Below are 23,883 nucleotides of genomic sequence, written 5' to 3'. Positions count from 1 at the left end.
TCACACGACTTTCGGGGTTGTCGGTGCGCAGCACTAGGCTTGTCGGCATGACGCACGACAACGAGAACGCAGACCTCTCCGACCTCTCGACCCTCGGTTTCACGACCCGCGCGATCCACGCGGGGCAGGAGCCCGACCCGCGCACGGGCGCGGTCGTTCCGGCCATCTACCAGACCTCGACCTACAAGCAGGACGGCGTCGGCGGTCTGCGTGAGGGCTACGAGTACAGCCGCTCGGCCAATCCGACGCGCACGGCGCTCGAGGAGTGCATCGCCGCTCTCGAGGGCGGCGCCAAGGGTTTCGCGTTCGCCTCCGGTCTCGCGGGCTCGGACACCGTCATCCGCTCGATCCTGCGCCCGGGTGAGCACATGGTCATCCCCACCGACGCCTACGGCGGCACCTACCGCCTCGTCGACAAGGTGACGAAGAGCTGGGGCGTCGAGTACTCGACGGCACCCATCGCCGACGTCGACGCCGTGCGCGCCGCCGTCACCGACAAGACCAAGCTGATCTGGGTGGAGACTCCGACCAACCCCAAGCTCGGCATCGCCGACATCACGGCGCTCGCGGCCGTCGCGCACGAGGCGGGCGCACTGCTCGTCGTCGACAACACGTTCGCCTCGAGCTACCTGCAGCAGCCGATCGCGCTCGGCGCCGACATCGTCGTGCACTCGACGACGAAGTACTCGGGCGGCCACTCCGACGTCGTCGGGGGAGCGGTCGTCGTCGCGAAGAACATCGGCGTGCCCGAGTTCGAAGACGCCGCGGAGCGCATCGGCTTCCACCAGAACGCGATCGGCGCCATCTCCGGTCCGTTCGACAGCTGGCTGACGTTGCGCGGTCTCAAGACGCTGTCGGTGCGCATGGAGCGTCACTGCGACAACGCCGAGAAGATCGTCGAGTTCCTGGCGAGCCGTGACGACGTCACGAAGATCTACTACCCAGGCCTCGCCTCGCACCCGGGCCACGACGTCGCCGTCAAGCAGATGAAACGCTTCGGCGGCATGGTGAGCTTCGAGGTGGCCGGCGGCATGGAGCGTGCGCTCGAGGTCTGCAATGCCACGAAGATCTTCACCCTCGGCGAGAGCCTCGGCGGCGTCGAGTCGCTCATCGAGCACCCGGCGAGGATGACGCACGCCTCCGTCGCCGGCACGGACCTCGAGGTACCGGCCGCCCTCATCCGTCTCTCCGTGGGCATCGAGGAGGCCGACGACCTCGTCGCCGACCTGCGAAACGCACTCGACTCCACGCGATGACGGGTGTCGTCGTGCGCCTCGTCCTCGCGGGCGTGGCGCTCGTCGCGGCGCTGTACCTGCTGCGTCGCGCCCGGGCGGCGCGCGCCGCGTGGGCGCGCGACGAGGCCGGCATCACGCGGGCGGAGCGGTGGTGGGCCGACACGCAGGGCGGCCCGTTCGACCAGGACCGCCCCGAGCCTCCGGCCGACGTCGTCGCCCACCTCGGGGCGCGGGGCCCGCGCACCGATCTGCGTCGGCCACGGCCGGCCCAGGCCGAATGGGTCTGGGGCTGGCTGCTGCTCGGCGTCAGCGCGCTGCTGGCCATCTCCGTCGCGGCGCAGGTGACGACTGGCACCGTCTGAGGCGGACCAGCCGGCCGCGCACACCGGAGCCGGCGCACGCGTCGCGTCGGATGCACGAAGAGGGCAACCCCACCACGGGGCTGCCCTCTTCGTGTCGTGCCGAACGATGCGTCAGCCGGCGTACGGCTTCGCGTCGACGATCTTGACCTCGATCGTCTTGCCGTTCGGGGCGTCGTAGGAGGTCTCCTCGCCGACCTTCTTGCCCATGATCGCCTCACCGAGCGGCGACTGCTCGGAGTAGACGTCGATGTCGGCGTCCCCGGCGATCTCACGGCTGCCGAGCAGGAACGTCTCGGTGTCACCGAACATCTCGACGGTGACGACCATGCCGGAGTCGACGATGCCGTTGTCCTTCGGTGCCTCCCCGACGACGGCGTCGCGCAGCAGCGACTCGAGCTGGCGGATGCGGGCCTCCATCTTGCCCTGCTCCTCCTTGGCGGCGTGGTAGCCACCGTTCTCCTTGAGGTCGCCCTCCTCGCGCGCGGCTTCGATGCGCTTCGCGATGTCGGAACGGCCCTCTCCCTTGAGGTGCTCGAGTTCCGCCGAGAGACGGTCGTATGCGTCCTGCGTCAGGAAGCTGGAGGAGGTGGTGGTCTCGCTCACGGTCTTCTCCTTGCTGTGCTTTCGGGTCTCGCACGGTCTCCCGCACGAAAGAACAAGGCCAAGACGCTGCGGTGTCCGCCGGCGGCGGTGCGCGTCTCAGCCCAGGTGAAACCACCATTCTAGCGCCATGGCGCGAGAACGCACGTCGTCGACGGCTCTTGCGCGCGTCGTCAGCGGGAGAGTGTGCCGCGGCATCGACGCCGCGACGTCACTCGGCCTGAGCCTTCTCGCCCGTGTAGTGACACTCCTTGACGGTGCCCGAGACGGCGCGCGACGTGGTGCGCACGACGTCGGTGTACGTCGTCGAGTCGTAGGGGCTCGGCTTGAGCGAGACCGACTTCGAACCGAGGACGTCGCGGCGGTCATTGAGCGCGATGAGCGTGCAGGTCACCGGCTTGTCCTTGTCGCTGGGGATGACGTCCCAGCTCACCTGGATGCGATCGTCGGAGAGCACCTTGAAGCCGTGTTGGTTCGCGGTGACCGTGTTCGACGTCCACTGGATGCCGAACCAGATGCAGAACGCCGTCATGAGGACCACGCCGAGCGTGCCGATGATCCACCACTTGCGTTGTTCGGCCCGTGGGCGTTCGAGGGGCACTCGCTCTCCTTTGTCACAATGGGTGCTTCGCGGGTTCGCCTGCGGAGCAGTTCAACAGGTCTCACGATACGAGGTGTCAGGTGGCAGGCGGATTCCGGCTCATGGCGGTGCACGCGCACCCGGACGACGAATCGAGCAAGGGCGCAGCGACGATGGCGCGCTACCTCGCCGAGGGGGACGACGTCACCGTCGTCACCTGCACCGGCGGCGAACGTGGTGACGTGCTCAACCCGCGCCTCGTCGACGACCCGCAGGTCAAGAGTGACCTCGTCGCGCTGCGTCGCGCGGAGATGGCGAAGGCGCGCGAGGTCGTCGGCTTCGAGCACGTCTGGCTGGGCTTCGTCGATTCGGGTCTGCCCGAGGGGGACCCGCTGCCGCCGCTGCCCGACGGTTGCTTCGCGCTGGAGCCGCTCGACATCACCGTCGAGGCGCTCGTGCGGGTCATCCGCGAGCGCCGCCCCCACGTCGTCACGACGTACGACGAGAACGGCGGTTACCCGCACCCGGACCACATCATGACGCACGTCGTGACGATCGCCGCCGTCCGCGCGGCGGGCGATCCGGACGCCTACCCGCACGCCGGTGCGCCGTGGCAGCCGCTCAAGGTCTACTACGACCGCACCTTCACCCGCGCGAAGCTGAGCGCCTACCACGAGGCCCTCGTGAAGGACGGGCGCGATTCGCCGTACCCCGAATGGCTGGAGCGCCGCAGCGACCGGCCCGAGGGGCGCGTCACGACGCGGGTGCGCTGCGATGAGTGGTTCGACGTGCGCTCGCGCGCGTTGCTCGCCCACGCGACGCAGATCGACCCCGACGGCATGTTCTTCGCGCTCGACGCGCGCGAGCAGGGCGAGGCGTGGCCGACAGAGGAATGGGACCTCGCACTGAGCGCGGTGCCGCTCACCCCGGACGAGGACGACCTGTTCGCCGGGCTCGGATCACCCGAGCAGGCGGATGCACTCGCGACGAGCGGCGCTGTCACAATGGTGATCGACGACGTCGTCGAACGGAAGGAACACTGATGGGCGGCAACGAATCCGTCGAGGTCACCGCAGGCATCTGGGGTTTTCTCGTGCTCTTCGGCCTGGCGCTCGCGTGCTGGTTTCTGTTCCGTTCGATGAACACGCACCTGCGCAAGATGACGTTCACCGAGCGCGAGCAGAGCGTCGGCGCACGCGAGGCAGACTCCGCGCCGCGCGGGGACGACGACCCGATCGGCAGCGCACAGCACTGATCGTCGCGGCGCCGGGGCAGGCCACCTGCTCCGGCGTTGCTATCGTCAACCCAGCGCCACACCACGAGGAGGCAGCCATGCGCGGGCCGGGCGACGTGCTGTACACCGCCTACGAGCGCCAACTCGTCAAGGGCCTGCCTCCTGAGCGTCTCCCGCGTCACGTCGGCCTCATGCTCGACGGAAACCGTCGCTGGGCGAAGAAGAGGGGCGCGAACACCGCGCACGGTCACAAGGCGGGCGCCGACAACATCGAACCGTTGCTCACGTGGTGCGAGGAGCTCGGCATCGAGGTCGTGACGCTGTGGTTGCTGTCGACCGACAACCTCAAGCGCAGCGAGACCGAGCTCGCGCCATTGCTCGCCATCATCGAGGACGTCGTCGACGAACTCTCCGCAGCCGGCAACCGCCGGTTCAACCTCGTCGGCGCCCTTGGGCTGCTGCCGGAGGCGACGCGCACCCGGCTGGAGAACGCCGTCAGCGCGACGCAGGACGGCGACGGAATGGTCGTCAACATCGCCGTCGGGTACGGCGGGCGTCAGGAGATCGTCGACGCTTTCCGCGCCATCCTGCTCGACGCGGCCGAGCGCGGTGAGGACATGACGCAGCTCGCGCAGCGTCTGACGATCGACAGCGTTGGCGACTACCTCTACACGAAGGGCCAGCCCGACCCGGATCTCGTCATCCGCACCTCGGGGGAGCAGCGCCTCGGCGGCTTCCTGCTGTGGCAGTCGGCGCACAGCGAGTTCTACTTCTGCGAAGCGTTCTGGCCCGACTTCCGTCGCGTCGACTTCCTGCGCGCGCTGCGCGCCTACGCCGAACGCGAGCGTCGTTTCGGGTCGTGACGCGTCGCTGCGGCGGCCATTCACGTGAAGTTCATGCAGGCTTCTCAGGCTGTCCGCCGACCTGCGGTGGCGCCGCCGTTAGCGTCGAGGACGAGGGGTGCACGACGGCTCCTCGCGGGCGCCCGGCCGGCGCGTTCGCACCCGTGACCCGAGGAATCGACGATGACCCTGGCGGACACCCTCACGACGGGGGGCGCCGCGGGCGCGCTCACCTCGACCACCCAGCTCGAATCGGGCCTCAGGCCCGGAACCGATGACGGCGCGACGACGAACGCCGCCGTCGCCCAGCGCGTCAAGACGTACGTGCTCGACACGTCCGTGCTGTTGTCCGACCCGCGCGCGTTCACCCGGTTCGCCGAGCACCACGTCGTGCTCCCAGTCGTCGTCGTCACCGAGCTCGAGGCCAAGCGTCATCACCCCGAGCTCGGCTACTATGCGCGTGAGTGCCTGCGCCTGCTCGACGACCTGCGCGTGCGTCACGGCCGCCTCGACCACCCCGTCCCGATCGGTGATGGCGGCACGCTGCGCGTCGAACTCAACCACACCGACCCCGCCGCCCTGCCCGCGGGTTTCCGGCTCGGTGACAACGACTCGCGCATCCTCGCGGTCGCCGCCAACTTCGCGGCCGAGGGCCACGACGTGACGGTGGTGAGCAAGGACCTGCCGATGCGCATCAAGGCGTCCGCAACCGGGCTGTCGGCCGATGAGTACCGCGCCGACGGGGTGCCCGACTCGGGGTGGACGGGCATCGTCGAACGCAGCGTCGACGCGAGTGAGATCGACACCCTGTACGCGACGGGGCGCGTCACGCTCGACGGCCTCGAGGATCTGCCCGTCAACACCGGCGTCATCCTGAGCGCCGACGGCGAGGCGTCCGGTTCGGCGCTCGGGCGCGTCATGCCGGGAAACGTGGTGAAGATCGTGCGCGGCGACCGCGACCTGTTCGGGTTGTATGGCCGCTCCGCCGAGCAGCGCATCGCCATCGACCTGTTGAGCGACCTCGACGTCGGCATCGTCAGCCTCGGCGGAAAGGCCGGCACCGGCAAGAGCGCGCTCGCGCTGTGCGCGGGCCTCGAGGCGGTCATGGAGCGTCGCGCGCACCGCAAGGTGATCGTCTTCCGCCCGCTGTACGCCGTCGGCGGGCAGGAGCTCGGGTACTTGCCGGGCAGTGAGAACGACAAGATGGGCCCGTGGGCTCAGGCGGTGTTCGACACGCTCGGGGCCGTCGTGAGCAAGGAGGTCGTTGACGAGATCATCGCGCGCGACCTGCTCGAGGTGCTGCCACTGACGCACATCCGTGGGCGTTCGCTGCACGACGCGTTCGTCATCGTCGACGAGGCGCAGTCGTTGGAGCGCAACGTGCTGCTGACGGTGCTGTCGCGCATGGGCCAGAACTCGCGCGTCGTGCTGACGCATGACGTCGCGCAGCGCGACAACCTGCGGGTGGGGCGCCATGACGGCATCGCCGCGGTCGTCGAGAAGCTTAAGGGGCACGCACTGTTCGGGCACGTGACGTTGACGCGGTCGGAACGCAGCCCCATCGCGGCGCTCGTGACGTCGGTGCTCGCGAACTGACGGCCGGCGCGTGGGCTGATCGTGTCGCCGACGCGCGGGGCCTGACGGGGTCTGGCCGCGTGCCCGCTGCGTTCGATGTGAGCCGGTGGCAGCGGTGTCGGTGTGGCGCGCGCGCAGTGGGCTCGTGACTGGGTAGCGTGTGCTTCGACGATCCGCCGCGGGGAGGTGGCGGGTCACCGATCGTGAGGAAGGCTCGACCGTGCGTCTCGTCCAGAACAAGCTCTTCGGGATCGCGTATTGGGTTGTCGCGTTCGTCGCGACGGTCTTCGCCGCGGTCAGTGCCGGGAAGGCGTCGTCGGGTGCGGCGCCGGAGTTCGGGGAGAGCAAGCGCACGGGCGTCGGCTCGCAGTTCCTGTTCGGCGCGGGGGGTGGCTTGCTCGCGGGTCTCGCGGTGGCGGCGCTGTTCGCCGTCGTCTGGATGGCGTTGTGGGCGGCGGATCGCCGTCGTCACCCGGATGAGGAGTCGCGCGACGACTTCGACACGCTCGACGATCTGGATGACGACTTCGACGCGGCCGAGCGCCGCCACGGGGCCTTCGACCAGGACGACGAGGTCTTCGAGCGCGACGACGTCCCCGACCGTTTCGATTCCCACGAGCACGCCCGCACCCACTGACCCGTCAGGGGTGCAGGACCGCCTTGCCCGCAGACCACCAGCTTGACGGCCGCATCGGTACGCGCCGGTGCAGGTGCGCGAGTTGCTCTGACGTCCCGCTCGCCGACCGCTCATTGCGCAGGCAACCTTGCGTGATGGCGACGAGGGCCATCACAGCTTCCTCAGTTTGACGCTGTCGACGGCGTGGTTGCTGCTCTTGCGCAGGATGGCGGTGGCGCGGCCGCGGGTGGGTTGGACGTTGTCGATGAGGTTGGGCAGGTTGATGCTCTCCCAGATGCGGGTGGCGAGGGTGACGGCTTCGTCGTCGTCGAGTCGGGCGTAGCGGTGGAAGTAGGAGTCGGGGTCGGCGAACGCAGTTTCGCGTAGGCGCAGGAACCGGTTGATGTACCACTCGCGGATGTCGGTTTCGCGGGCGTCGACGTAGACGCTGAAGTCGAAGAAGTCGCTGACGGTGAGCGTCGAGCGGGTGGGTTGCCCGGGCGTCGAGACGGGTGGTTGCAGGACGTTGAGGCCTTCGACGATGAGGATGTCGGGTTGGCGCACGACGATCTTCTCGTCCGGCACGATGTCGTAGACGAGGTGGCTGTAGACGGGCGCTTCGACTTCCGCCTTGCCGCCCTTGACCTCGGCGACGAAGCGGACGAGGGCGCGTCGGTCGTAGCTCTCGGGGAAGCCTTTGCGGTCCATGATGCCGCGGCGTTCGAGTTCGGCGTTGGGGTAGAGGAAGCCGTCGGTGGTGATGAGTTCGACGCGGGGCGTGTCGGGCCAGCGCGCGAGCAGTTCTTGCAGGACGCGGGCGGTCGTCGACTTGCCGACGGCGACGGAGCCGGCGACGCCGATGATGAAGGGCGTCTTGGCGGGGCGTTCCTGGAGGAAGTCCGTCGTCGTGCGGTGCAGGTTCTGCGTCGCGGCGGCGTAGAAGTTGAGCAGGCGCGAAAGGGGAAGGTAGACGTCCTCGACCTCGGCGAGGTCGATGCGTTCGCCGAGCCCGGCGAGGCGGCGCACGTCGTCGCTCGTCAGGTCGATGGGGTGGGTGTCGCGCAGGCGGGCCCAGTCGGCTCGGGTGAGTTCGACGTAGGGGCTCGGCAGCGGCGGGTGGTGGGCGCGGGTCACGGTGTCATTGTGCCAAGTCCGTGCGGGGACGGCTTCGTGAACGTTCGGGGATTCGTGGGCGGCGCGCGCGTGCCGGTAGTCTGAATCGTATGTGTGGAATCGTTGGATACGTCGGCTCGAAGGTCGACGAGCGCGCTGAGGCCGTCGTCATGGAGGGCCTCGCCCGCCTCGAGTACCGCGGCTACGACTCGGCCGGCATCGCCCTGGTGACGGGCGATCACGTCTCGACGGCGAAGAAGGCCGGCAAGCTGGCCAACCTGCGCGCCGAGCTGGAGAACCACCCGCTTCCCGCGAGTGCGACCGGCATCGGTCACACGCGCTGGGCGACGCACGGTGGCCCGACGGACGCGAACGCCCACCCGCACCGTGGCGGCACGGACGGCAAGCTGGCGCTCATCCACAACGGCATCATCGAGAACTTCCACCCGCTGCGCGCGCAGCTGCTCGAGGACGGCGTCGAGTTCGCGTCCGAGACGGACACCGAGGTCGTCGCGCACCTTCTCGCGAAGGCGTACGCGGGCGATCTGAAGGCCGCGATGCTTGAGGTCGTCAACCGTCTCGAGGGCGCGTTCACGCTCCTCGCCGTGCACGCCGACAGCCCGAACCAGGTCGTCGCGGCGCGCCGCAACTCGCCGCTCGTCATCGGCCTCGGTGAGGGCGAGAACTTCCTCGGCTCCGACGTCGCCGCCTTCATCGGGTACACCAAGGAGGCGATGGAGGTCGACCAGGACCAGGTCGTCGTCATCACCCCCGAGGCCGTCGAGGTGTGCAACTTCGACGGTTCCGCGGCGCAGGGCAAGACGTTCCACGTCGACTGGGACGCGGCGTCCGCCGAGAAGGGCGGCTACGACACGTTCATGGAGAAGGAGATCTTCGACCAGCCGGACGCGGTGCGCGACACGCTGCTCGGCCGTACGGACGAGGCGGGGCGCCTGACGCTCGACGAGATCCGCATCTCCGAAGAGGACCTCAAGGCCATCGACCGCATCACGATCGTCGCGTGTGGCACCGCCGCGTACGCGGGCATGGTCGCCAAGTACGCGATCGAGCACTGGACGCGCATCCCGGTCGAGGTGTCGCTCGCGCACGAGTTCCGCTACTGCGACCCGATCGTCTCCGAGCGCACGCTGGTCGTGTCGATCTCGCAGTCGGGCGAGACGATGGACACGCTCATGGCCGTCAAGCACGCCAAGGAGCTCGGCGCCCGCACGCTGTCGATCTGCAACACGCACGGCGCGACGATTCCGCGCGAGTCCGACGCCGTGCTCTACACGCACGCCGGCCCGGAGATCGCGGTCGCCTCGACGAAGGCGTTCCTCGCGCAGATCACGGCCTGCTACATCCTCGGCCTCTACCTCGCGCAGCTGCGCGGCGGCACGTACGCCGACGACGCGGCCAAGGTCATGGGTGAGCTGCAGGAGATGCCGGCCAAGATCGAGGAGGTGCTCGGCCACCTCGAGCGCACCCGCGAGATCGCCCGCTTCATGGCCGACACCCGCTCGGTGCTGTTCCTCGGCCGCAACGTCGGCTACCCGATCGCGATGGAGGGTGCGCTCAAGCTCAAGGAGCTCGCCTACATCCACGCCGAGGGCTTCGCCGCCGGTGAGCTCAAGCATGGCCCGATCGCGCTGATCGACGCTGGGCAGCCGGTGTTCATCGTGGTGCCCGGACCCGACACGCCGCACGGTCTGCACGGCAAGGTCGTCTCCAACATCCAGGAGATCCGTGCGCGCGGCGCACGTACGCTCGTCATCGCGGAGGAGGGCGACGAAGCCGTCGTGCCGTTCGCGGACGAGGTCATCCGCATCCCGAAGTCGGCTCCGCTGCTCGCACCGCTGCTCGCCATCGTGCCGCTGCAGGTGTTCTCCCTCGAACTGTCGACGGCCAAGGGCCTCGACGTCGACCAGCCGCGCAACCTGGCCAAGAGCGTCACCGTGGAGTGACGCGCGCCGACGCCGACGGGGCGCTCCCACCATCATGTGGGGGCGCCCCGTCGTATGCCGGCGACCAGCGTCGCGAGGCCCGGTCGCCCTGTTCGTCAACGACGGCGCCGTGTTGCTCGGGGGCTCGGTCTCGAGGCGACAAGTGATTGACTGAACTCATGATCGTGGGAGTGGGCATCGACGTCGTCGAGATCGACCGGTTCGCCGAGACACTGGAAAGCTCGCCCGGAATGCGTGAGCGGTTGTTCACACCGCTGGAGCGTGATCTGCACGTGCGCTCGCTCGCGGCCCGGTTCGCGGCGAAGGAGGCGTTGAGCAAGGCGCTCGGCGCGCCGCCCGGGATGAGCTGGCAGGACGCGGAGGTCGACACCAACGCGCAGGGGCAACCGTTCCTGCGCACGGGCGGGACGGTCGCCTCCCGCATGGACGACCTCGGTGTCGACGCTCTGCACCTCTCGCTGACTCACGACGGTGGCATCGCGTCGGCCGTCGTCATCGCGGAGGCATGACGATGAGTTGCACTACGGGTTACGGCAGCTGGGGCGACGGTGGCTTCGCGTCGGCCGTCGGTCGAGGAGGCATGACGATGGAGAACGACATCGAGTACGTCGGGCGGCTCGACGGTGACGACCTGCTGCGGACGGCGTCGGTGACGTGGGTTCGTGAGGCGGAGAAGGCGAGCGGCGAGCTGCTGACGAGCGGCACGCTCATGCAGCGCGCTGCCGCTGCGGTGGCGCGCGTCGTCGCCGATGAGGTGCGCAGGCTTCGCGCTGACCGCGTCGTCGTGCTCGTCGGGCCTGGGAACAACGGCGGTGACGCGCTGTTCGCTGCCCGTGACCTCGCGCGCGACTTCGGAGTGCGTGCCGACGTCGTGCTCGTCGCCGGCAGAGCGCACGAGGAGGGTCTCGCCGCGGTGCGCGACGCGGGTCTCGACGTCATCGAGCACCCGCATGGGCCGCACAGCGAGTGCGGTGGCGAACACTGCGACGGGCCACGCTCGCTGCAGACCATCACGGCCGCGGACCTCGTCGTCGACGGCATTCTGGGCATCGGCGCGCGCGCCTCGCGGGGCTTGAGCGGCTCGCATGGCGAGGACGACTCGGACGCGGCGCCGTGGGCATCTGCCGTACGGGCGATCGGGCGCGAGACGCGCGTCGTCGCCGTCGACTGCCCGACACCTGGCATCACGGCTGACCGCACGGTGACGTTCGGAGCACTCAAGACGTCGATGCTGCTCGACCCACGCGCGGCGGGTGAGGTGGGAGTCGTCGACATCGGGCTCGCCGAGCTCGACGGTCTGAGCACCGATGCGCTGCGATGGAGCGTGCAGCAGTATGCGGGGCGCTGGCCGATTCCTGGAGCTCACGACCACAAGTACACGCGCGGCGTCGTCGGCATGGCGACGGGCAGCAACGCGTTTCCCGGTGCGGCGGTACTTGGGACGGTGGCGGCCGCGACGGCCGGCGCCGGCATGGTGCGGTACGTGGGGCCGTCACGTCCGTCCGACCTCGTGCTCGCCGCCGTCCCCGAGGCTGTCCACGGCATGGGCCGGGTGCAGGCCTGGGTCGTTGGCTCTGGCATCGATGGCGTGAGCGAGCGCGAGAAGAACTCCGAACGCTACGAGAGCGCGATAGAGGTGCTCGGCAAGGCTGTTCCCGTCGTCATCGACGCCGGCGCGCTGACATGGCTCGACGAGATCGAGCGGCCCGAGGGCAGCGTCACCGTCATCACGCCGCATGCGGGAGAACTCGCGTCAGCGCTGGCGCTGCTCGGCATCACCGACGACGGTGACGAGGTGACGCGTGAGGCCGTCGAAGCCGACCCCGTGCGGTGGGCTCGTCGCATGGCCGACGGGACGGGATACGTCGTGCTGCTCAAGGGCGGCGCGACCGTCATCGCGCGTCCGGCGCAACGATCAGCCGATGGCATCACGCACGACCGGGCTGTCTTCGTCGAGAACCGCTCACCGAACTGGCTCGCGACGGCCGGGACGGGCGACGTCCTCGCGGGGATCGTCGGGGTGGCGCTCGCAGCGGGGATCGAGGCGTCGGCAGCATGCGCCGTCGCGACGTACATCCACGGGCGGGCGGCGCACCTGGCCAACCCCGGCGGCCCGGTGCGGGCGCTCGACGTCGCCTCGAACGTCGGACGCGCCATCGCCGAGCTCGTCGAGATCAAGACGAGATTCGACGACGACCTGCACGCCGGCCGCCTCTGACGTCCGTGCACCACCGCGTCCGCCCTGCGAACGGCGTCCGCCTCTGCAAGTTTCGTCCACATCCGCGATTCCTGTGCCCATTGGCGAACGGCGTCCCCCTTCGCGATTCCCGTCCCCATCGGCGATTCTTGTCCACATTCATGTGGTGACGGCGGCTGCAGGCGCACCTCGAACCTGGCATGGCAACGTCTGTTCGATGTGGACGAAAATCGCCGATTTGGACGGGAATCGCCGTTGGGGCGGGATCGGGGTGCTGAGTGCGGGCGGGGTGGGTGAGAATATGGGCGCATCATGACTCACTCAGCCGCCCCAGCACTGCTCGGCAACGCGCCGGCGCGCGTCGTCGTCGATCTCGATGCCATCGCCGACAACGCCAACGAGATGACGCGTCGCGCCGAGGGCGCCTCCGTTCTCGGTGTCGTCAAGGGCGACGCGTACGGTCACGGTCTCGTGCCGAGCGCCCGCGCCGCCGTCAGCGGGGGCGCGACGTGGCTCGGTGTCGCGCAGTTGGCTGAGGCGATGACGCTTCGTCGCGCGGCCGCCGAGGGCGCCGGAGACCTCGATGTTCCGGTGCTGTCGTGGCTGCACGCTCCCGGCTCACCGTTCGCCGATGCCATCGAGGCGCGCATCGATCTCGGGGCGCCGTCCGTCGGGGAACTCGACGGGATCGCTGCCGCGGCGCGCCGCGTCGGGCGTCGGGCGCGCGTGCACCTCAAGGTCGACACGGGCCTCGCCCGCAACGGCGCCTATGGGGACGACTGGCCGCGCCTCGTCGAGGCTGCGAAGGCTGCTCAGGCAACGGGTGATGTCGAGGTCGTCGGATTGATGACGCACTTCGTGCGCGCGGACGAACCCGGCCACCCCGAGAACACCGCCCAGATCGAACGGTTCACGTCCGCCGCAACCGACTGTGAAAGTGCCGGGTTCGAACTCGAGGTGCGGCACATGTCGAACTCGCCGGCGACGTTCTTCCTGCCCGAGGCGCGCTTCGACCTCGTCCGCCCCGGGCTCGCGCTCTACGGGCTCTCGCCCGCACCCGACCTCGCGACGAGCGAGGAGCTGACGCTGCGCCCCGCGATGTCGATCACCGCGAACGTCACGGTGACGAAGCGCGTACCGGCCGGGCAGGGCGTGAGTTACGGCCACACGTACACGACGCCGCGTGAGACGACGCTCGCCGACATCCCCGTCGGGTACGCAGACGGCGTGCCGCGCGCCGCGTCGAACGTCGGCCCGCTCCTGGTGGCGGGCGCGCGCACCACTATTGCCGGCCGCGTCTGCATGGACCAGATCGTCACCGACGCCGGGGACGCCGCCGTCGCGGCCGGCGATGAGGTCGTGCTGTTCGGGCGCGCGTCCGACGGCACCCAGGGCCCGAGCGCCCAGGACTGGGCTGACGCCGCCGGCACGATCAGCTACGAGATCGTCACGCGCATGAGCACGCGGCTGCCGCGCGTCTATACGGGAAGCCTGGCGAAGGAGCTCGGACTGTGAATGACCTGGTGATTCGCGGCAGCAAGCACCTGCCTGACGCCGACGCGACGACCGCGTTCGGTGCGGCGCTCGCGGGTGTGCTGCGCGCGGGGGACGTCGTCGTCATGACGGGCGATCTCGGAGCAGGCAAGACGACGATGACGCGCGGCCTCGGTGCGGCACTGAACGTGCGGGGTGATGTCACGAGCCCGACGTTCGTCATCGCGCGTGAGCACCCGTCGCTGGGTGACGGGCCGGCCCTCGTCCACGTCGACGCCTACCGACTCGGCGGGTTCGGTGAACTCGACGACCTCGACCTCGACACGTCCGTCGACGACGCCGTCACCGTCGTCGAATGGGGCGCCGGGATGGCCGAGGGGCTGTCCGAGGACCGGTTGCACCTCACGTTGACCGGGCTCGACGACCGCACCGTCACCGTCGAGACGGCCGGGCCGCGCTGGGCGGACATCGACCTCGTCGCGGCTCTGGGGCTCGTCGCCGACTGAGCATCGCAGCCAGCACCTGCGTCGCTGCACGAGAAATGTGCATCTGCACGAGGAATGTCACGCACATTCGTCCTGCAGATGCACATTTCTCGTGCAGCGGTCGTGACCGCGCCGCAGCCGCAGCCTCGGGCAACGTGTGCGTTCCGCGTCGGCCGGTACCTCGCCCGGAGCTGCTCGACGCGAGCCCTCCGCGCCCAGCCGGCCGGCAGCTTCGTCAGGCGAGTTGCGTCCCGCCGATAAGCTGGATAGGTGCTTCTCGCGATCGATACGTCCACCTCCGCCGTCACGGCAGCCCTTCACGACGGGCGTGACGTCGTCGCCCGCACCTCGACGATCGACGCGCGGCGTCACACCGAGATCCTGGCACCCGCGATCGAGGCGATGTTCGCGGAAACCGACGTGGCGCCCGGGGACCTGTCACGCGTCGCCGTCGGCGTGGGGCCGGGGCCGTTCACCGGATTGCGCGTCGGCATCATGACGGCGATGACGTTCGCGTACGCCCTCGACCTGCCCATCGGTGGCGTGTGCTCCCTCGACGCCCTCGCGCATCGTGCGCAGACGCTCGGGATGCGCGGTCCGCTGCTCGTCGCGACGGACGCGCGCCGCAAGGAGATCTACTGGGCGCATTACGACCTCGACGGTGGGCCGATCGTCTCGGGCGACCCGGCCGTCGACAAGGCCGCCGCGGTCGCCGAACAGCTCGGTGACATTCCCGCCGTCGGTCGCGGTGCGAGGCTCTACGCCGACGTTCTCCATGACGCGACGCGGGCAGCCGCGGCCGGTGCTGTCGACACGTCCGGCGACGCGGCCCTGACGGGAGCAGGCGAGGCTGAGGTGCTGCTCGACGTCGACGCCGCCGACCTCGCGATCGTCGCGCACGAACGCGTCATGGCGGGGGAGCGCCTGCTCGACACCGAACCTCTCTACCTGCGCCGCCCTGACGCCGTGCCCGCTGCTGCGGCACCCATCGCGCGCGTTCTTGGTCGATGAACAGCGTTGCACCGCAGGGTTTGTCGGCTATTCCATCGAGTGATTCGTCAGTGGCCCGCCTCACGGATCACACCCCGTCACCAGAGCCCGCTGCGCAGCCTGCCGCGGCGACGGCGAGTGCTGACGTCGCCCTGCGCCCCGCCACCTGGCGCGACATCGAGACCCTCGCGGCCCTCGATGCGCAGCTGTTCGAGCACGACGCGTGGCGCGAACGCACGTGGTGGGACGAGTTCGCCGCACGCCCGCGCCGTCAGTACGTCGTCGCAGTGGGCGCTGCTGTGCCGCAGCAGCGCGTCGTGGCTGACGGCACGGCGCACGCCCCAGAGGCCTCGCCGGACGACGCCGATGATCGCGAGCCAAGCGCACCGTCGATGCCGCGAACCGACGGCGCACCTCACGTCTCGGCGAATGGTCACCCAGAACACATCCTCGGCTACGCCGGGCTCGACGTGGCCGGCAGCACTGCCGACGTCATGACGATCGCCGTCACCCCCGAGGCGCGCGGCACAGGGCTGGGGCGTCGGCTGCTCGATCACCTCGTCACAGCCGCCACGCACGCGGGCGCCGAAGCCCTGCTGCTCGAGGTGCGCGCCGACAACGACCCTGCGCTGCGTCTCTACGAACGCGCCGGGTTCGATCGCCTCACCGTGCGCCGCCGCTACTACCAACCCGGTGACGTCGACGCCGTCATCCTGCGCAAGCTCCTGAAGGAGACCCGATGAGCCTCACCGCCACCCGCGAACCCCTCGTCCTCGGCATCGAGAGTTCGTGCGACGAGACAGGCATCGGCCTCGTGCGCGGCACGACGCTGCTCGCCAACGAGGTTGCGAGTTCGATGGATCTGCACGCCCGCTTCGGTGGCGTCGTGCCCGAGATCGCGAGCCGCGCGCACCTCGAGGCGCTGATCCCGTCGCTGAGTCGCGCCTGCGACACGGCGGGCGTCAAGCTCACCGACGTCGACGCGATCGCCGTCACCGTCGGCCCAGGTCTCGCCGGTGCGCTCATGGTCGGTGTCGCGGCAGCGAAGGCCCTGTCGATCGCCCTCGACAAGCCGCTCTACGGCGTCAACCACCTCGCGGCGCACGTCGCCGTCGACATGCTCGAGCACGGCCCGCTGCCGGAACCGACGATGGGGCTGCTCGTCTCCGGCGGCCACACGAACCTGCTCTACGTGCCCGACATCGCGACGGACGTGCGCAGCCTCGGCAACACGATCGACGACGCGTGCGGCGAGGCGTTCGACAAGGTAGCGCGCGTACTCGGCCTGCCCTACCCGGGCGGCCCGGCGATCGACGAGGCGGCCAAGGACGGCGACCCGAAGGCCATCCCGTTCCCGCGTGGGTTGTCGACGAAGAAGGACCTCGAGAAGCACCGGTACGACTTCTCGTTCAGCGGCCTCAAGACGTCCGTCACCCGCTGGGTCGCGACGAAACAGGCTGCCGGGGAAGAGGTTCCGGTCGCCGATGTCGCCGCGTCCTTCCAGGAGGCCGTCGTCGACGTCATCACGAAGAAGGCCGTCATGGCTTGCCGCGACTACGAGTGCGACAACCTCATGGTCGGCGGGGGCGTCTCGGCCAACTCGCGGCTTCGCACGGTGCTCGAGCAGCGTTGCACGTCGGCGGGCATCTCGATCCGCGTGCCGAAACTGAGCCTGTGCACCGACAACGGCGCGATGGTCGCGACGCTCGGCGCGCACCTCGTCGCGAAGGGCATCGCACCGTCGACGCTCGCCGTGCCCGCCGACTCCTCCATGCCGATCGGACAGGTGATGGGATGACCCCGCGCACCCCCGCAACCACCCCTGTTACCGGCACGCCTGACGTCGCCCCCGCGGGCGTCGCTCTCGCCGCCGACCAGGCCCGACTCGCGCCCCGCCGACGCCGCGTCCGCCTGACGGTCGTCGCCGCCGCAACGTTGTCGATGACGCTCGCCTCGTGCAGTTCGTCGGACGACGGCAAGCCCGCGTCATCGTCCGGATCGTCGGCATCGTCGAAGGCGTCCGGTTCGGCCGGCGCATCGGCGCCGGCTGACGGAAATCGCACCCAGGCCGACACAGGCCTGCCGACACAGGCAGAGCTCGACGCCGCTACGGGTGACGTCTCGAAGCTGACGACGAAGCAGCTCGCCGGGCAGGTCATCGTCGGGTACTACCAGGGCACGAGCCCGCAGGCGGCCGCCGATGCAGTGCGTCGCAATGGCCTCGGCGGGGTCATCATCATGGGCGACAACGTGCCGAGCAACCCCACGGACGAGTCAGCGGGCTTGCCGGCCGTCACGAAAGCGGTGCAGGGCGCCGTCAAGGAGAGCGGACGGTCGTGGCCGGCCGTCATCGGCATCGATCAGGAGGGCGGTCCGGTCACCCGCATCACCTCCGGCGTCACCCCGCTGCCGGGTGCGATGGCCTACGGCGCCGCCGACGATGCGGCGCTCGCGACGCAGCTCGCCAAGGACGAAGGCCAGGAGCTGCGTTCGCTCGGCGTGACGATGAACTTCGCGCCCGACGCGGACGTCACTGTCGGCCCGAGCGACCCGACGATCGGCGTGCGCTCGCCGAGCAGCGACCCGCAGCGCGTCGCGCGAGCTGTCAACGCGCAGGTCGCCGGTTACCAGCAGGCCGGCATCGTGCCCGTCATCAAACACTTTCCGGGCCACGGCTCGGTGACGACGGACACGCATGTCGACTACGCCGTCCAGGCTCAGTCGGTCGAGCAGCTCATGAAGCGCGACTGGGTGCCGTTCGCCTCGGCGAGCAAGGCCGGCGTGCCCGCCATCATGACGGCGCACATCGTCGTCAAGGACGTCGACCCCAACGTGCCGAGCACGCTCTCGCCGAAGGTGCTCACGGGCCAGTTGCGCGACAAGCTCGGGTTCAAGGGGCTCATCGTCACCGACGGCATGAACATGGGCGCGATCGTCAAGAAGTTCGATCGCGGCGGCGCTGCAGCGGTGTCGGCGCTCGAGGCCGGAGCCGATGTCGTGCTCATGCCCGCCGACGCGAGCGCGTCGGTGAGCGCGATCGAGAAGGCCGTCGCCTCAGGAGCACTGACGCGCCAGCGGCTCATCAAATCCGCCGCGCGCATCGTCGCGACGACGCGGCACCAGCACGTCAGTGCGCCCGACGCGTCGGTGCGCGGTTCCCATGACGACGACGCGCGCCGTCTCGCGAAGGCGTCGATCACCCAGCTCGGCGGGCGCTGCGGGCGTGACCTCGTCGGGAGCCGTGTGCGGGTCGAAGGGGGGACGGCGGAACATCGAGCGACGCTGACGAAGGAGCTGAAGGCCCGTGGCGTCGACGTCGGACTGCAGGGCACGCGGGTGAACCTGCTCGAAGGGGGCGTGTACAACGCCGGCGAATCGTCCGCCGGCGGGGGAGCGGAGGCGACGTCGCCCGGCACGTCAGGAGTGATCAAGGCCGGAGACAGCGGCGTGCAGATCGCCCTCGACACGCCCTACCCGCTCGCTCTGCGCGGCTCCGACACCGTCGGGCTCGCGGCCTACGGTTCGACGCAGCCGACGTTCGCGGCGCTCGCGGACGTCCTGACCGGCAAGGCCAAGGCCGGCGGGACGCTGCCCGTCGCCGTCGGCAAGGACGGGGTGGGCTCTGCAGCCTGTCGATGAGCGTGCCGCCTTCCGGCGGACCGTCATGCCCCGTGCGCGAGCCCGCTGACACGGCGTCAGCGAAACAGCCAAGCATGCACGAGCGAACCGAGCACCCAGCTGATGCCGACGAACGCCGCGAAGCCGGCGAAGCCTGAACGTCGCTGATCGGGCGCAGGGGCCGTGGAACGGCCGAACCACCCCTCGCGCATCAGGTACCACACGAGGCCGACGCCCATGGGGCAGCCGAAGATCCAGAACCAGCTCCAACGGGTGCCGAAACGGGGCTGGCGGGCGTACAGCGATCCCAGCGCGATCAGCACGCTGAGCAGCATGACGACCCCGTAGGTCTCGACGGTGCCCGAGCCGTCGGCGTAGCTGATCGTGCCCAGCGGCGTGAGCGCGCGGACCGTCGTGACGCGCGTCGACGCAGCCTGGGCCGCGAGCGATCGGTAGAGGGCGGCCGACGGGCTGGACGCGGGGTCGGGCCAGCCGTCCTCGGCGGTGCGCCAGCCGGTGACGCTGAAGTCGCGCGTCACGTGCAGCCCCGAGCTGTCGCTCCAGGCGATCTGCTGCTCCTGCGTCGACGAGAGCGTGCCCGCGCCGTCGCCACCGTTCTCGCGCGGGGTCGTGAAACGCGAATCCTGCCATTCCTGGGAGAGGGGGTCGGCGAGGCCCGGCGTGAAGTGACCGCTCGGGCCGTCGTCGGAGGGGCGCTGCACGACGAGCCAGTGCACGTCGTCGTGCCGCTGCAGGGCGCTGGCCGCGTCGGCCACACTGCCGGAACGCATCGGCGAGGCGAGGATGCTGACGGCCCACACTGCCCAGAGGATGAGAGCGATGCTCATCAGCCAGGTAGCCGTGCCGCTGCGCCCGGGCGCGGACGGTCGTCGGCCTGTGGTTTCGGCAGGAGCAGGTGGCACAGGCGTCGAGTCTTCGGAGAGGGCGCCCGCCTCGGACGTTTGCATGTTCGTCAGTATCGACGGCCCGAGTGCGTCCGAGCTGGGGCGTGGATCTCGGTCAGGTCACGGTTCGCACGCCCCATCCTCGAGATCGAGCGATACGGGAGAGTCCGAGCGCTGGGGGGCTCGAATTCGCCCACATCGCTCGATCTCACGGATGCGTCATGGGGCGGGGCGTCAGGGAAGCGGGGCGGCGAGCGTCACAGCGGTTCGACGACGAGTGCCAGGCGCTCGCCGTCGAGCGTCACGAGCACGACCGTCAGGGCGTTCGAGCCCTTGAGCTTGAGCGAGCGGCGCAGCGCGTCGGCGTCGACGTCCACGTCCCGTTTCTTGATCGTGAGGCGCCCGACGGCGCGTTCGCGCAGGTAGGCGCGCAGCGTCTTCTCGTGCAGCGGCACGGAGTCGAGCACGCGGTAGGCGCGCCCCAGCAGCCCGATGTCGACGAGCGCATCGGCCGTGACGTAGCCGTGTCCGGGCGTGAACTCGTGGCCGCCCGTGGCGTCGAGCAGCGCCCCGACGAGGCCGCTGCGCGTCAACGCCTTGTCGGCCTCGTAGAAGTACGGTCCGAGTGACGCGCGGCTTGCGGGCGCGGCGTCGATGCCGTTGAAGTCGGCCTCGATGACGTGCAGGACGTCGGGCGGGACGCGATCGCCGGACGACCTCGAGCCGCCCGGTCGGGGGCGCACGATCGTCGCAGTTCTGCCGACGTCACGGACGGCGGCGCCCCACCACACGCTCGCCTCCACGACGTCGCCGGCGTAGGAGACGAACTCGACCTCGCAACCGCTCGGTACGTCGTGATGGGCCAGGCTCGGCGAGAGCTTGGCGCCTGCCGCGGGGGCGGCAGCCGCGACGTGCTGGATCAGATCCCAGGTCGGCGTCAGCGCCGCGAGGGAGAACGTGCGCTTCGTGCGCCCGCGGATGTCGGCGACGCCGGGCGTGCGGCGTGCCGGGTCGAACCACCAGGCGGCCCCGGCTTGGTCGAGCGAAGCCGCGACATCCTCGACCCGCCCCGTGACGACGCGACTGCCGGGAAACGACGCGAGGTTCTGGGCGGCCAGGGCCGCGGTTTCCGGATCCGCTTCGACGCCGATGACGTCGAGCCCGGCTCGCGCGAGTCCGACGGCGTCGGAACCGATTCCGCAGCCACCGTCGATGACGAGGCTCGCCCCGGCGTCGAGGAACCGCTGCGCGTGCAGACGGGCGATGGGTGCGCGCGTGGCCTGTTCGAGGGCGTCGGGGGTGAAGAACATCGCCGCCGCCGCATCACCGAACTTGTCGACGGCCCTGGCCTGCAGCCGGGACTGGGTGAGCGCGGCGGCGACGAGTTCGGGGGAGTGCCCTGCGGCGCGCAGCCGCGTCGTCAGCATGACGACGTTCTTCTCCTCGTAGGGCGGGAGCGAGGCGAGCAGCGCGCGTCCGTCGTCGGTGAACAACTCGTGCACGACGCTCGCATCCATGGCCGCCATTGTGTCATCGGGGGCCCTCGGAGCAGCCCTCGATGCGCTGTGGGCGAACATCGGAAACGAGTTGGCACTCGGCTTGACCGAGTGCCAACGGCGTTACTAGATTCGGTTCCAGCACTCACCCCTGGGTAGTGCCAGTGAGCTCATCCCTCGACCCCCGCGACGGCGAGGCGATATCGGCCCACATGCATGCCACACCGCCACCGGTGGGTGGTGTGGCCAGGGAACGAAAGCATCCGTCCCGCCCGAGAAGATCGGGCGGTCTGCGAAAGGGAAGGTCCTACCGTGTCGGTCAACATCAAGCCGCTCGAAGACCGCATCGTCGTCAAGGCCGTCGAGGCCGAGCAGACCACGGCCTCCGGCCTCGTCATCCCGGACACCGCCAAGGAGAAGCCGCAGGAGGGCGAGGTCATCGCCGTCGGCCCCGGTCGCATCGACGACCACGGCAACCGCGTTCCGGTCGACGTCGCCGTCGGCGACAAGGTCATCTACTCGAAGTACGGCGGCACCGAGGTCAAGTTCGCCGGTACCGAGTACCTCATCCTCTCCGCTCGCGACGTGCTCGCGGTCGTCTCCTGACGATCCGTCGAGCCAGCAGGTGACGACGAGCCCGGCTCAGGTCTGACGGCCGGGCCGGGCTCGTCCTTTCCGCTCACTCGCATTCCACACTCTTCCGCTGCGCGCGTCACGCGCCGCGCGGCGCCTTCGAACGAAAGGTTGAACCATGGCCAAGACGCTTGAATTCAACGACGACGCCCGCAAGTCCCTCGAGCGCGGTGTCGACGCGCTCGCCAACGCCGTCAAGGTGACGCTCGGCCCCAAGGGCCGCAACGTCGTCATCGACAAGGCGTGGGGCGCCCCCACGATCACGAACGACGGTGTGACGATCGCCCGCGAGGTCGAGCTCGAGGACCCGTACGAGAACCTCGGCGCGCAGCTCGCCAAGGAGGTCGCCACCAAGACGAACGACGTCGCCGGTGACGGTACGACGACCGCGACGGTTCTCGCCCAGGCGCTCGTCAAGGAGGGCCTGCGCAACGTCGCTGCGGGCGCTGCTCCGTCCGGCCTGAAGCGCGGCATCGACAAGGCCGTCACGGCCATCAACGACCAGCTGCTCGCCAACGCGCGCCCCGTCGACGGTCAGGACGACTACGCCAAGGTCGCCTCGCTGTCCGCTCAGGACGCGACGATCGGTGGCCTCATCGGTGAGGCGTTCGCGAAGGTCGGCAAGGACGGCGTCATCACCGTCGAGGAGTCCTCGACCGCCGAGACGAAGCTCGAGTACACCGAGGGCATGCAGTTCGACAAGGGGTACCTCTCGCCGTACTTCGTCACCGACCCCGAGCGCATGGAGGCCGTCCTCGAGGACGCCTACATCCTCATCAACCAGGGCAAGATCTCGGCCATCGCCGACCTGCTGCCCGTCCTCGAGAAGGTCGTGCAGTCCGGCAAGCCGCTGCTCATCATCGCCGAGGACATCGAGGGCGAGGCCCTCTCCACCCTCGTCGTCAACAAGATCCGCGGCACGTTCAACGTCGTCGCCGTCAAGGCCCCCGGCTTCGGCGACCGCCGCAAGGCGATGCTGCAGGACATCGCGATCCTCACCGGTGGCCAGGTCATCGCCGAGGAGGTCGGGCTCAAGCTCGAGAACGCCGACCTCGACTCGCTCGGTCAGGCACGCCGCATCCAGGTGACGAAGGACAACACGACGATCATCGACGGCGCCGGCGCCGCTGATGACGTCGCGGGCCGCGTCAAGGAGCTGAAGTCCGAGATCGAGCGCACCGACTCCGACTGGGACCGCGAGAAGCTCCAGGAACGCCTCGCCAAGCTCGCCGGCGGCGTCTGCGTCATCGCCGTCGGTGCGCACACCGAGGTCGAGATGAAAGAGAAGAAGCACCGCATCGAGGACGCCATCGCGGCCACGCGTGCGGCCATCGAAGAGGGCATCGTCGCAGGTGGTGGTTCGGCCGTCATCCACGCGTCGTCCGCTCTCGACTCCCTCTCGCTCGAGGGTGACGAGGCGACGGGTGCCACACTCGTCGGCAAGGCCATCGCCGAGCCGCTGCGCTGGATCGCCGAGAACGCCGGCCTCGAGGGCTACGTCGCCGTCTCCAAGGTGCGCGAACTGCCCGTCGGCCAGGGCCTCGACGCCGCGACCGGCGAGTACATCGACCTCGTCGACGCCGGCATCATCGACCCCGTCAAGGTGACCCGCTCCGCGCTCACCAACGCCGCCTCCATCGCCTCGATGGTGCTCACGACCGACACCCTCGTCGTCGAGAAGAAGGAAGAGGAAGAGGCCCCCGCCGCCGGCGGCCACGGCCACAGCCACTGATCCTTCCCTCGCTTCGTCTTCCGGCGGGGGGGGGGGGGGGGGGGGGGGGGCCCCCCCCCCCCCCCCCCCCCCCCCCCCGCCCCGCCCCCCCCCCCCCCCCCCCCCCCCCCCCCCCCCCCCCCCCCCCCCCCCCCCCCCCCCCCCCCCCCCCCCCCCCCCCCCCCCCCCCCCCCCCCCCCCCCCCCCCCCCCCCCCCCCCCCCCCCCCCCCCC

23 protein-coding genes are annotated in these 23,883 nt (G+C 69.9%); 18 read left to right on the top strand and 5 right to left on the bottom strand.

Annotated features, from left to right (window positions below):
* The first annotated feature begins 47 nt into the window (after positions 1–47).
* Positions 48–1,256, top strand: a complete 1,209-nt coding sequence (locus tag NQ706_RS12010; RefSeq protein ID WP_038569144.1) for a cystathionine gamma-synthase — start codon at positions 48–50, stop codon at positions 1,254–1,256.
* The gene (locus tag NQ706_RS12005; RefSeq protein ID WP_038569143.1) at positions 1,253–1,597 is read left to right on the top strand and encodes a hypothetical protein; all 345 of its coding nucleotides are present in this window, start codon (positions 1,253–1,255) and stop codon (positions 1,595–1,597) included. Before NQ706_RS12010 ends, NQ706_RS12005 begins: the two co-directional genes overlap by 4 nt.
* A gap of 111 nt (positions 1,598–1,708) precedes the next feature.
* Here the strand turns inward: NQ706_RS12005 and greA are convergent, their stop codons facing one another.
* Both greA and NQ706_RS11995 read right to left on the bottom strand, forming a co-directional pair.
* The gene (gene greA, locus NQ706_RS12000; protein WP_006944071.1) at positions 1,709–2,200 is read right to left on the bottom strand and encodes a transcription elongation factor GreA; all 492 of its coding nucleotides are present in this window, start codon (positions 2,198–2,200) and stop codon (positions 1,709–1,711) included.
* 208 nt (positions 2,201–2,408) lie between these two features.
* A complete protein-coding gene (locus NQ706_RS11995; RefSeq protein WP_006944133.1) occupies positions 2,409–2,798 on the bottom strand; it encodes a DUF4307 domain-containing protein in 390 nt (129 codons plus the stop codon).
* An 80-nt stretch (positions 2,799–2,878) separates the two neighbouring features.
* On the opposite strand from NQ706_RS11995, the gene mca reads away from it, so the two are divergent.
* From mca to NQ706_RS11970, 5 genes are all read left to right on the top strand, one after another.
* A complete protein-coding gene (gene mca, locus NQ706_RS11990; protein ID WP_051806090.1) occupies positions 2,879–3,820 on the top strand; it encodes a mycothiol conjugate amidase Mca in 942 nt (313 codons plus the stop codon).
* A complete protein-coding gene (locus NQ706_RS11985) occupies positions 3,820–4,032 on the top strand; it encodes a hypothetical protein (protein WP_006944099.1) in 213 nt (70 codons plus the stop codon). The genes mca and NQ706_RS11985 overlap by 1 nt, the downstream gene beginning before the upstream one ends.
* A 77-nt stretch (positions 4,033–4,109) precedes the next feature.
* Positions 4,110–4,874, top strand: coding sequence for an isoprenyl transferase (locus NQ706_RS11980; RefSeq protein ID WP_006944141.1), 765 nt, complete (start codon positions 4,110–4,112; stop codon positions 4,872–4,874).
* Positions 4,875–5,036: 162 nt separating this feature from the next.
* The gene (locus NQ706_RS11975; RefSeq protein WP_038569139.1) at positions 5,037–6,449 is read left to right on the top strand and encodes a PhoH family protein; all 1,413 of its coding nucleotides are present in this window, start codon (positions 5,037–5,039) and stop codon (positions 6,447–6,449) included.
* Between the two features lie 199 nt (positions 6,450–6,648).
* Positions 6,649–7,065: a hypothetical protein gene (locus tag NQ706_RS11970; protein WP_038569137.1), complete on the top strand. Its 417-nt coding sequence runs from the start codon at positions 6,649–6,651 to the stop codon at positions 7,063–7,065.
* A gap of 150 nt (positions 7,066–7,215) precedes the next feature.
* Here NQ706_RS11970 and coaA read toward each other — a convergent pair whose 3' ends face one another.
* Positions 7,216–8,178: a type I pantothenate kinase gene (coaA, locus tag NQ706_RS11965; protein WP_006944139.1), complete on the bottom strand. Its 963-nt coding sequence runs from the start codon at positions 8,176–8,178 to the stop codon at positions 7,216–7,218.
* A gap of 89 nt (positions 8,179–8,267) precedes the next feature.
* On the opposite strand from coaA, the gene glmS reads away from it, so the two are divergent.
* From glmS to NQ706_RS11920, 9 genes are all read left to right on the top strand, one after another.
* Positions 8,268–10,121 carry a glutamine--fructose-6-phosphate transaminase (isomerizing) gene (gene glmS, locus NQ706_RS11960; protein WP_038569134.1) on the top strand — a complete coding sequence of 618 codons (1,854 nt, stop codon included), beginning with the start codon at positions 8,268–8,270 and terminating at the stop codon, positions 10,119–10,121.
* 158 nt (positions 10,122–10,279) lie between these two features.
* On the top strand, positions 10,280–10,630 hold the full coding sequence (locus NQ706_RS11955) for a holo-ACP synthase (RefSeq protein WP_038569133.1): 351 nt from the start codon (positions 10,280–10,282) through the stop codon (positions 10,628–10,630).
* A gap of 2 nt (positions 10,631–10,632) precedes the next feature.
* Positions 10,633–12,339 (top strand): bifunctional ADP-dependent NAD(P)H-hydrate dehydratase/NAD(P)H-hydrate epimerase, encoded by a 1,707-nt coding sequence (locus NQ706_RS11950; protein ID WP_235181939.1) that lies wholly within the window; start codon positions 10,633–10,635, stop codon positions 12,337–12,339.
* A gap of 291 nt (positions 12,340–12,630) precedes the next feature.
* Positions 12,631–13,833, top strand: coding sequence for an alanine racemase (gene alr, locus NQ706_RS11945; RefSeq protein WP_051806086.1), 1,203 nt, complete (start codon positions 12,631–12,633; stop codon positions 13,831–13,833).
* Complete coding sequence (gene tsaE, locus NQ706_RS11940; RefSeq protein WP_038569132.1) at positions 13,830–14,318, top strand: tRNA (adenosine(37)-N6)-threonylcarbamoyltransferase complex ATPase subunit type 1 TsaE; 489 nt, start codon at positions 13,830–13,832, stop codon at positions 14,316–14,318. The genes alr and tsaE overlap by 4 nt, the downstream gene beginning before the upstream one ends.
* Positions 14,319–14,567: 249 nt before the next feature.
* Positions 14,568–15,308 carry a tRNA (adenosine(37)-N6)-threonylcarbamoyltransferase complex dimerization subunit type 1 TsaB gene (gene tsaB, locus NQ706_RS11935; protein WP_038569129.1) on the top strand — a complete coding sequence of 247 codons (741 nt, stop codon included), beginning with the start codon at positions 14,568–14,570 and terminating at the stop codon, positions 15,306–15,308.
* A gap of 50 nt (positions 15,309–15,358) precedes the next feature.
* A complete protein-coding gene (gene rimI / locus NQ706_RS11930; RefSeq protein ID WP_038569126.1) occupies positions 15,359–16,030 on the top strand; it encodes a ribosomal protein S18-alanine N-acetyltransferase in 672 nt (223 codons plus the stop codon).
* Positions 16,027–17,085, top strand: coding sequence for a tRNA (adenosine(37)-N6)-threonylcarbamoyltransferase complex transferase subunit TsaD (gene tsaD / locus NQ706_RS11925; protein WP_038569123.1), 1,059 nt, complete (start codon positions 16,027–16,029; stop codon positions 17,083–17,085). The genes rimI and tsaD overlap by 4 nt, the downstream gene beginning before the upstream one ends.
* Positions 17,082–18,926 carry a glycoside hydrolase family 3 protein gene (locus tag NQ706_RS11920; protein WP_051806084.1) on the top strand — a complete coding sequence of 615 codons (1,845 nt, stop codon included), beginning with the start codon at positions 17,082–17,084 and terminating at the stop codon, positions 18,924–18,926. Before tsaD ends, NQ706_RS11920 begins: the two co-directional genes overlap by 4 nt.
* A gap of 56 nt (positions 18,927–18,982) precedes the next feature.
* On the opposite strand, the gene NQ706_RS11915 is transcribed toward NQ706_RS11920, so the two are convergent.
* On the bottom strand, positions 18,983–19,753 hold the full coding sequence (locus tag NQ706_RS11915; RefSeq protein WP_038569121.1) for a hypothetical protein: 771 nt from the start codon (positions 19,751–19,753) through the stop codon (positions 18,983–18,985).
* A 314-nt stretch (positions 19,754–20,067) separates the two neighbouring features.
* Positions 20,068–21,327, bottom strand: a complete 1,260-nt coding sequence (locus NQ706_RS11910) for a THUMP-like domain-containing protein (protein WP_038569119.1) — start codon at positions 21,325–21,327, stop codon at positions 20,068–20,070.
* Between the two features lie 291 nt (positions 21,328–21,618).
* On the opposite strand from NQ706_RS11910, the gene groES reads away from it, so the two are divergent.
* The gene (gene groES / locus NQ706_RS11905; protein ID WP_006944132.1) at positions 21,619–21,912 is read left to right on the top strand and encodes a co-chaperone GroES; all 294 of its coding nucleotides are present in this window, start codon (positions 21,619–21,621) and stop codon (positions 21,910–21,912) included.
* Between the two features lie 145 nt (positions 21,913–22,057).
* On the top strand, positions 22,058–23,671 hold the full coding sequence (gene groL, locus NQ706_RS11900) for a chaperonin GroEL (RefSeq protein WP_006944135.1): 1,614 nt from the start codon (positions 22,058–22,060) through the stop codon (positions 23,669–23,671).
* Positions 23,672–23,883: the final 212 nt, after the last annotated feature.

The sequence above is a fragment of the Dermacoccus sp. BD5 genome, assembly GCF_044878485.1.
Taxonomy (GTDB): Bacteria; Actinomycetota; Actinomycetes; order Actinomycetales; family Dermatophilaceae; genus Dermacoccus; species Dermacoccus nishinomiyaensis.
This window is presented reverse-complemented; position numbering and strand designations above follow the sequence as displayed.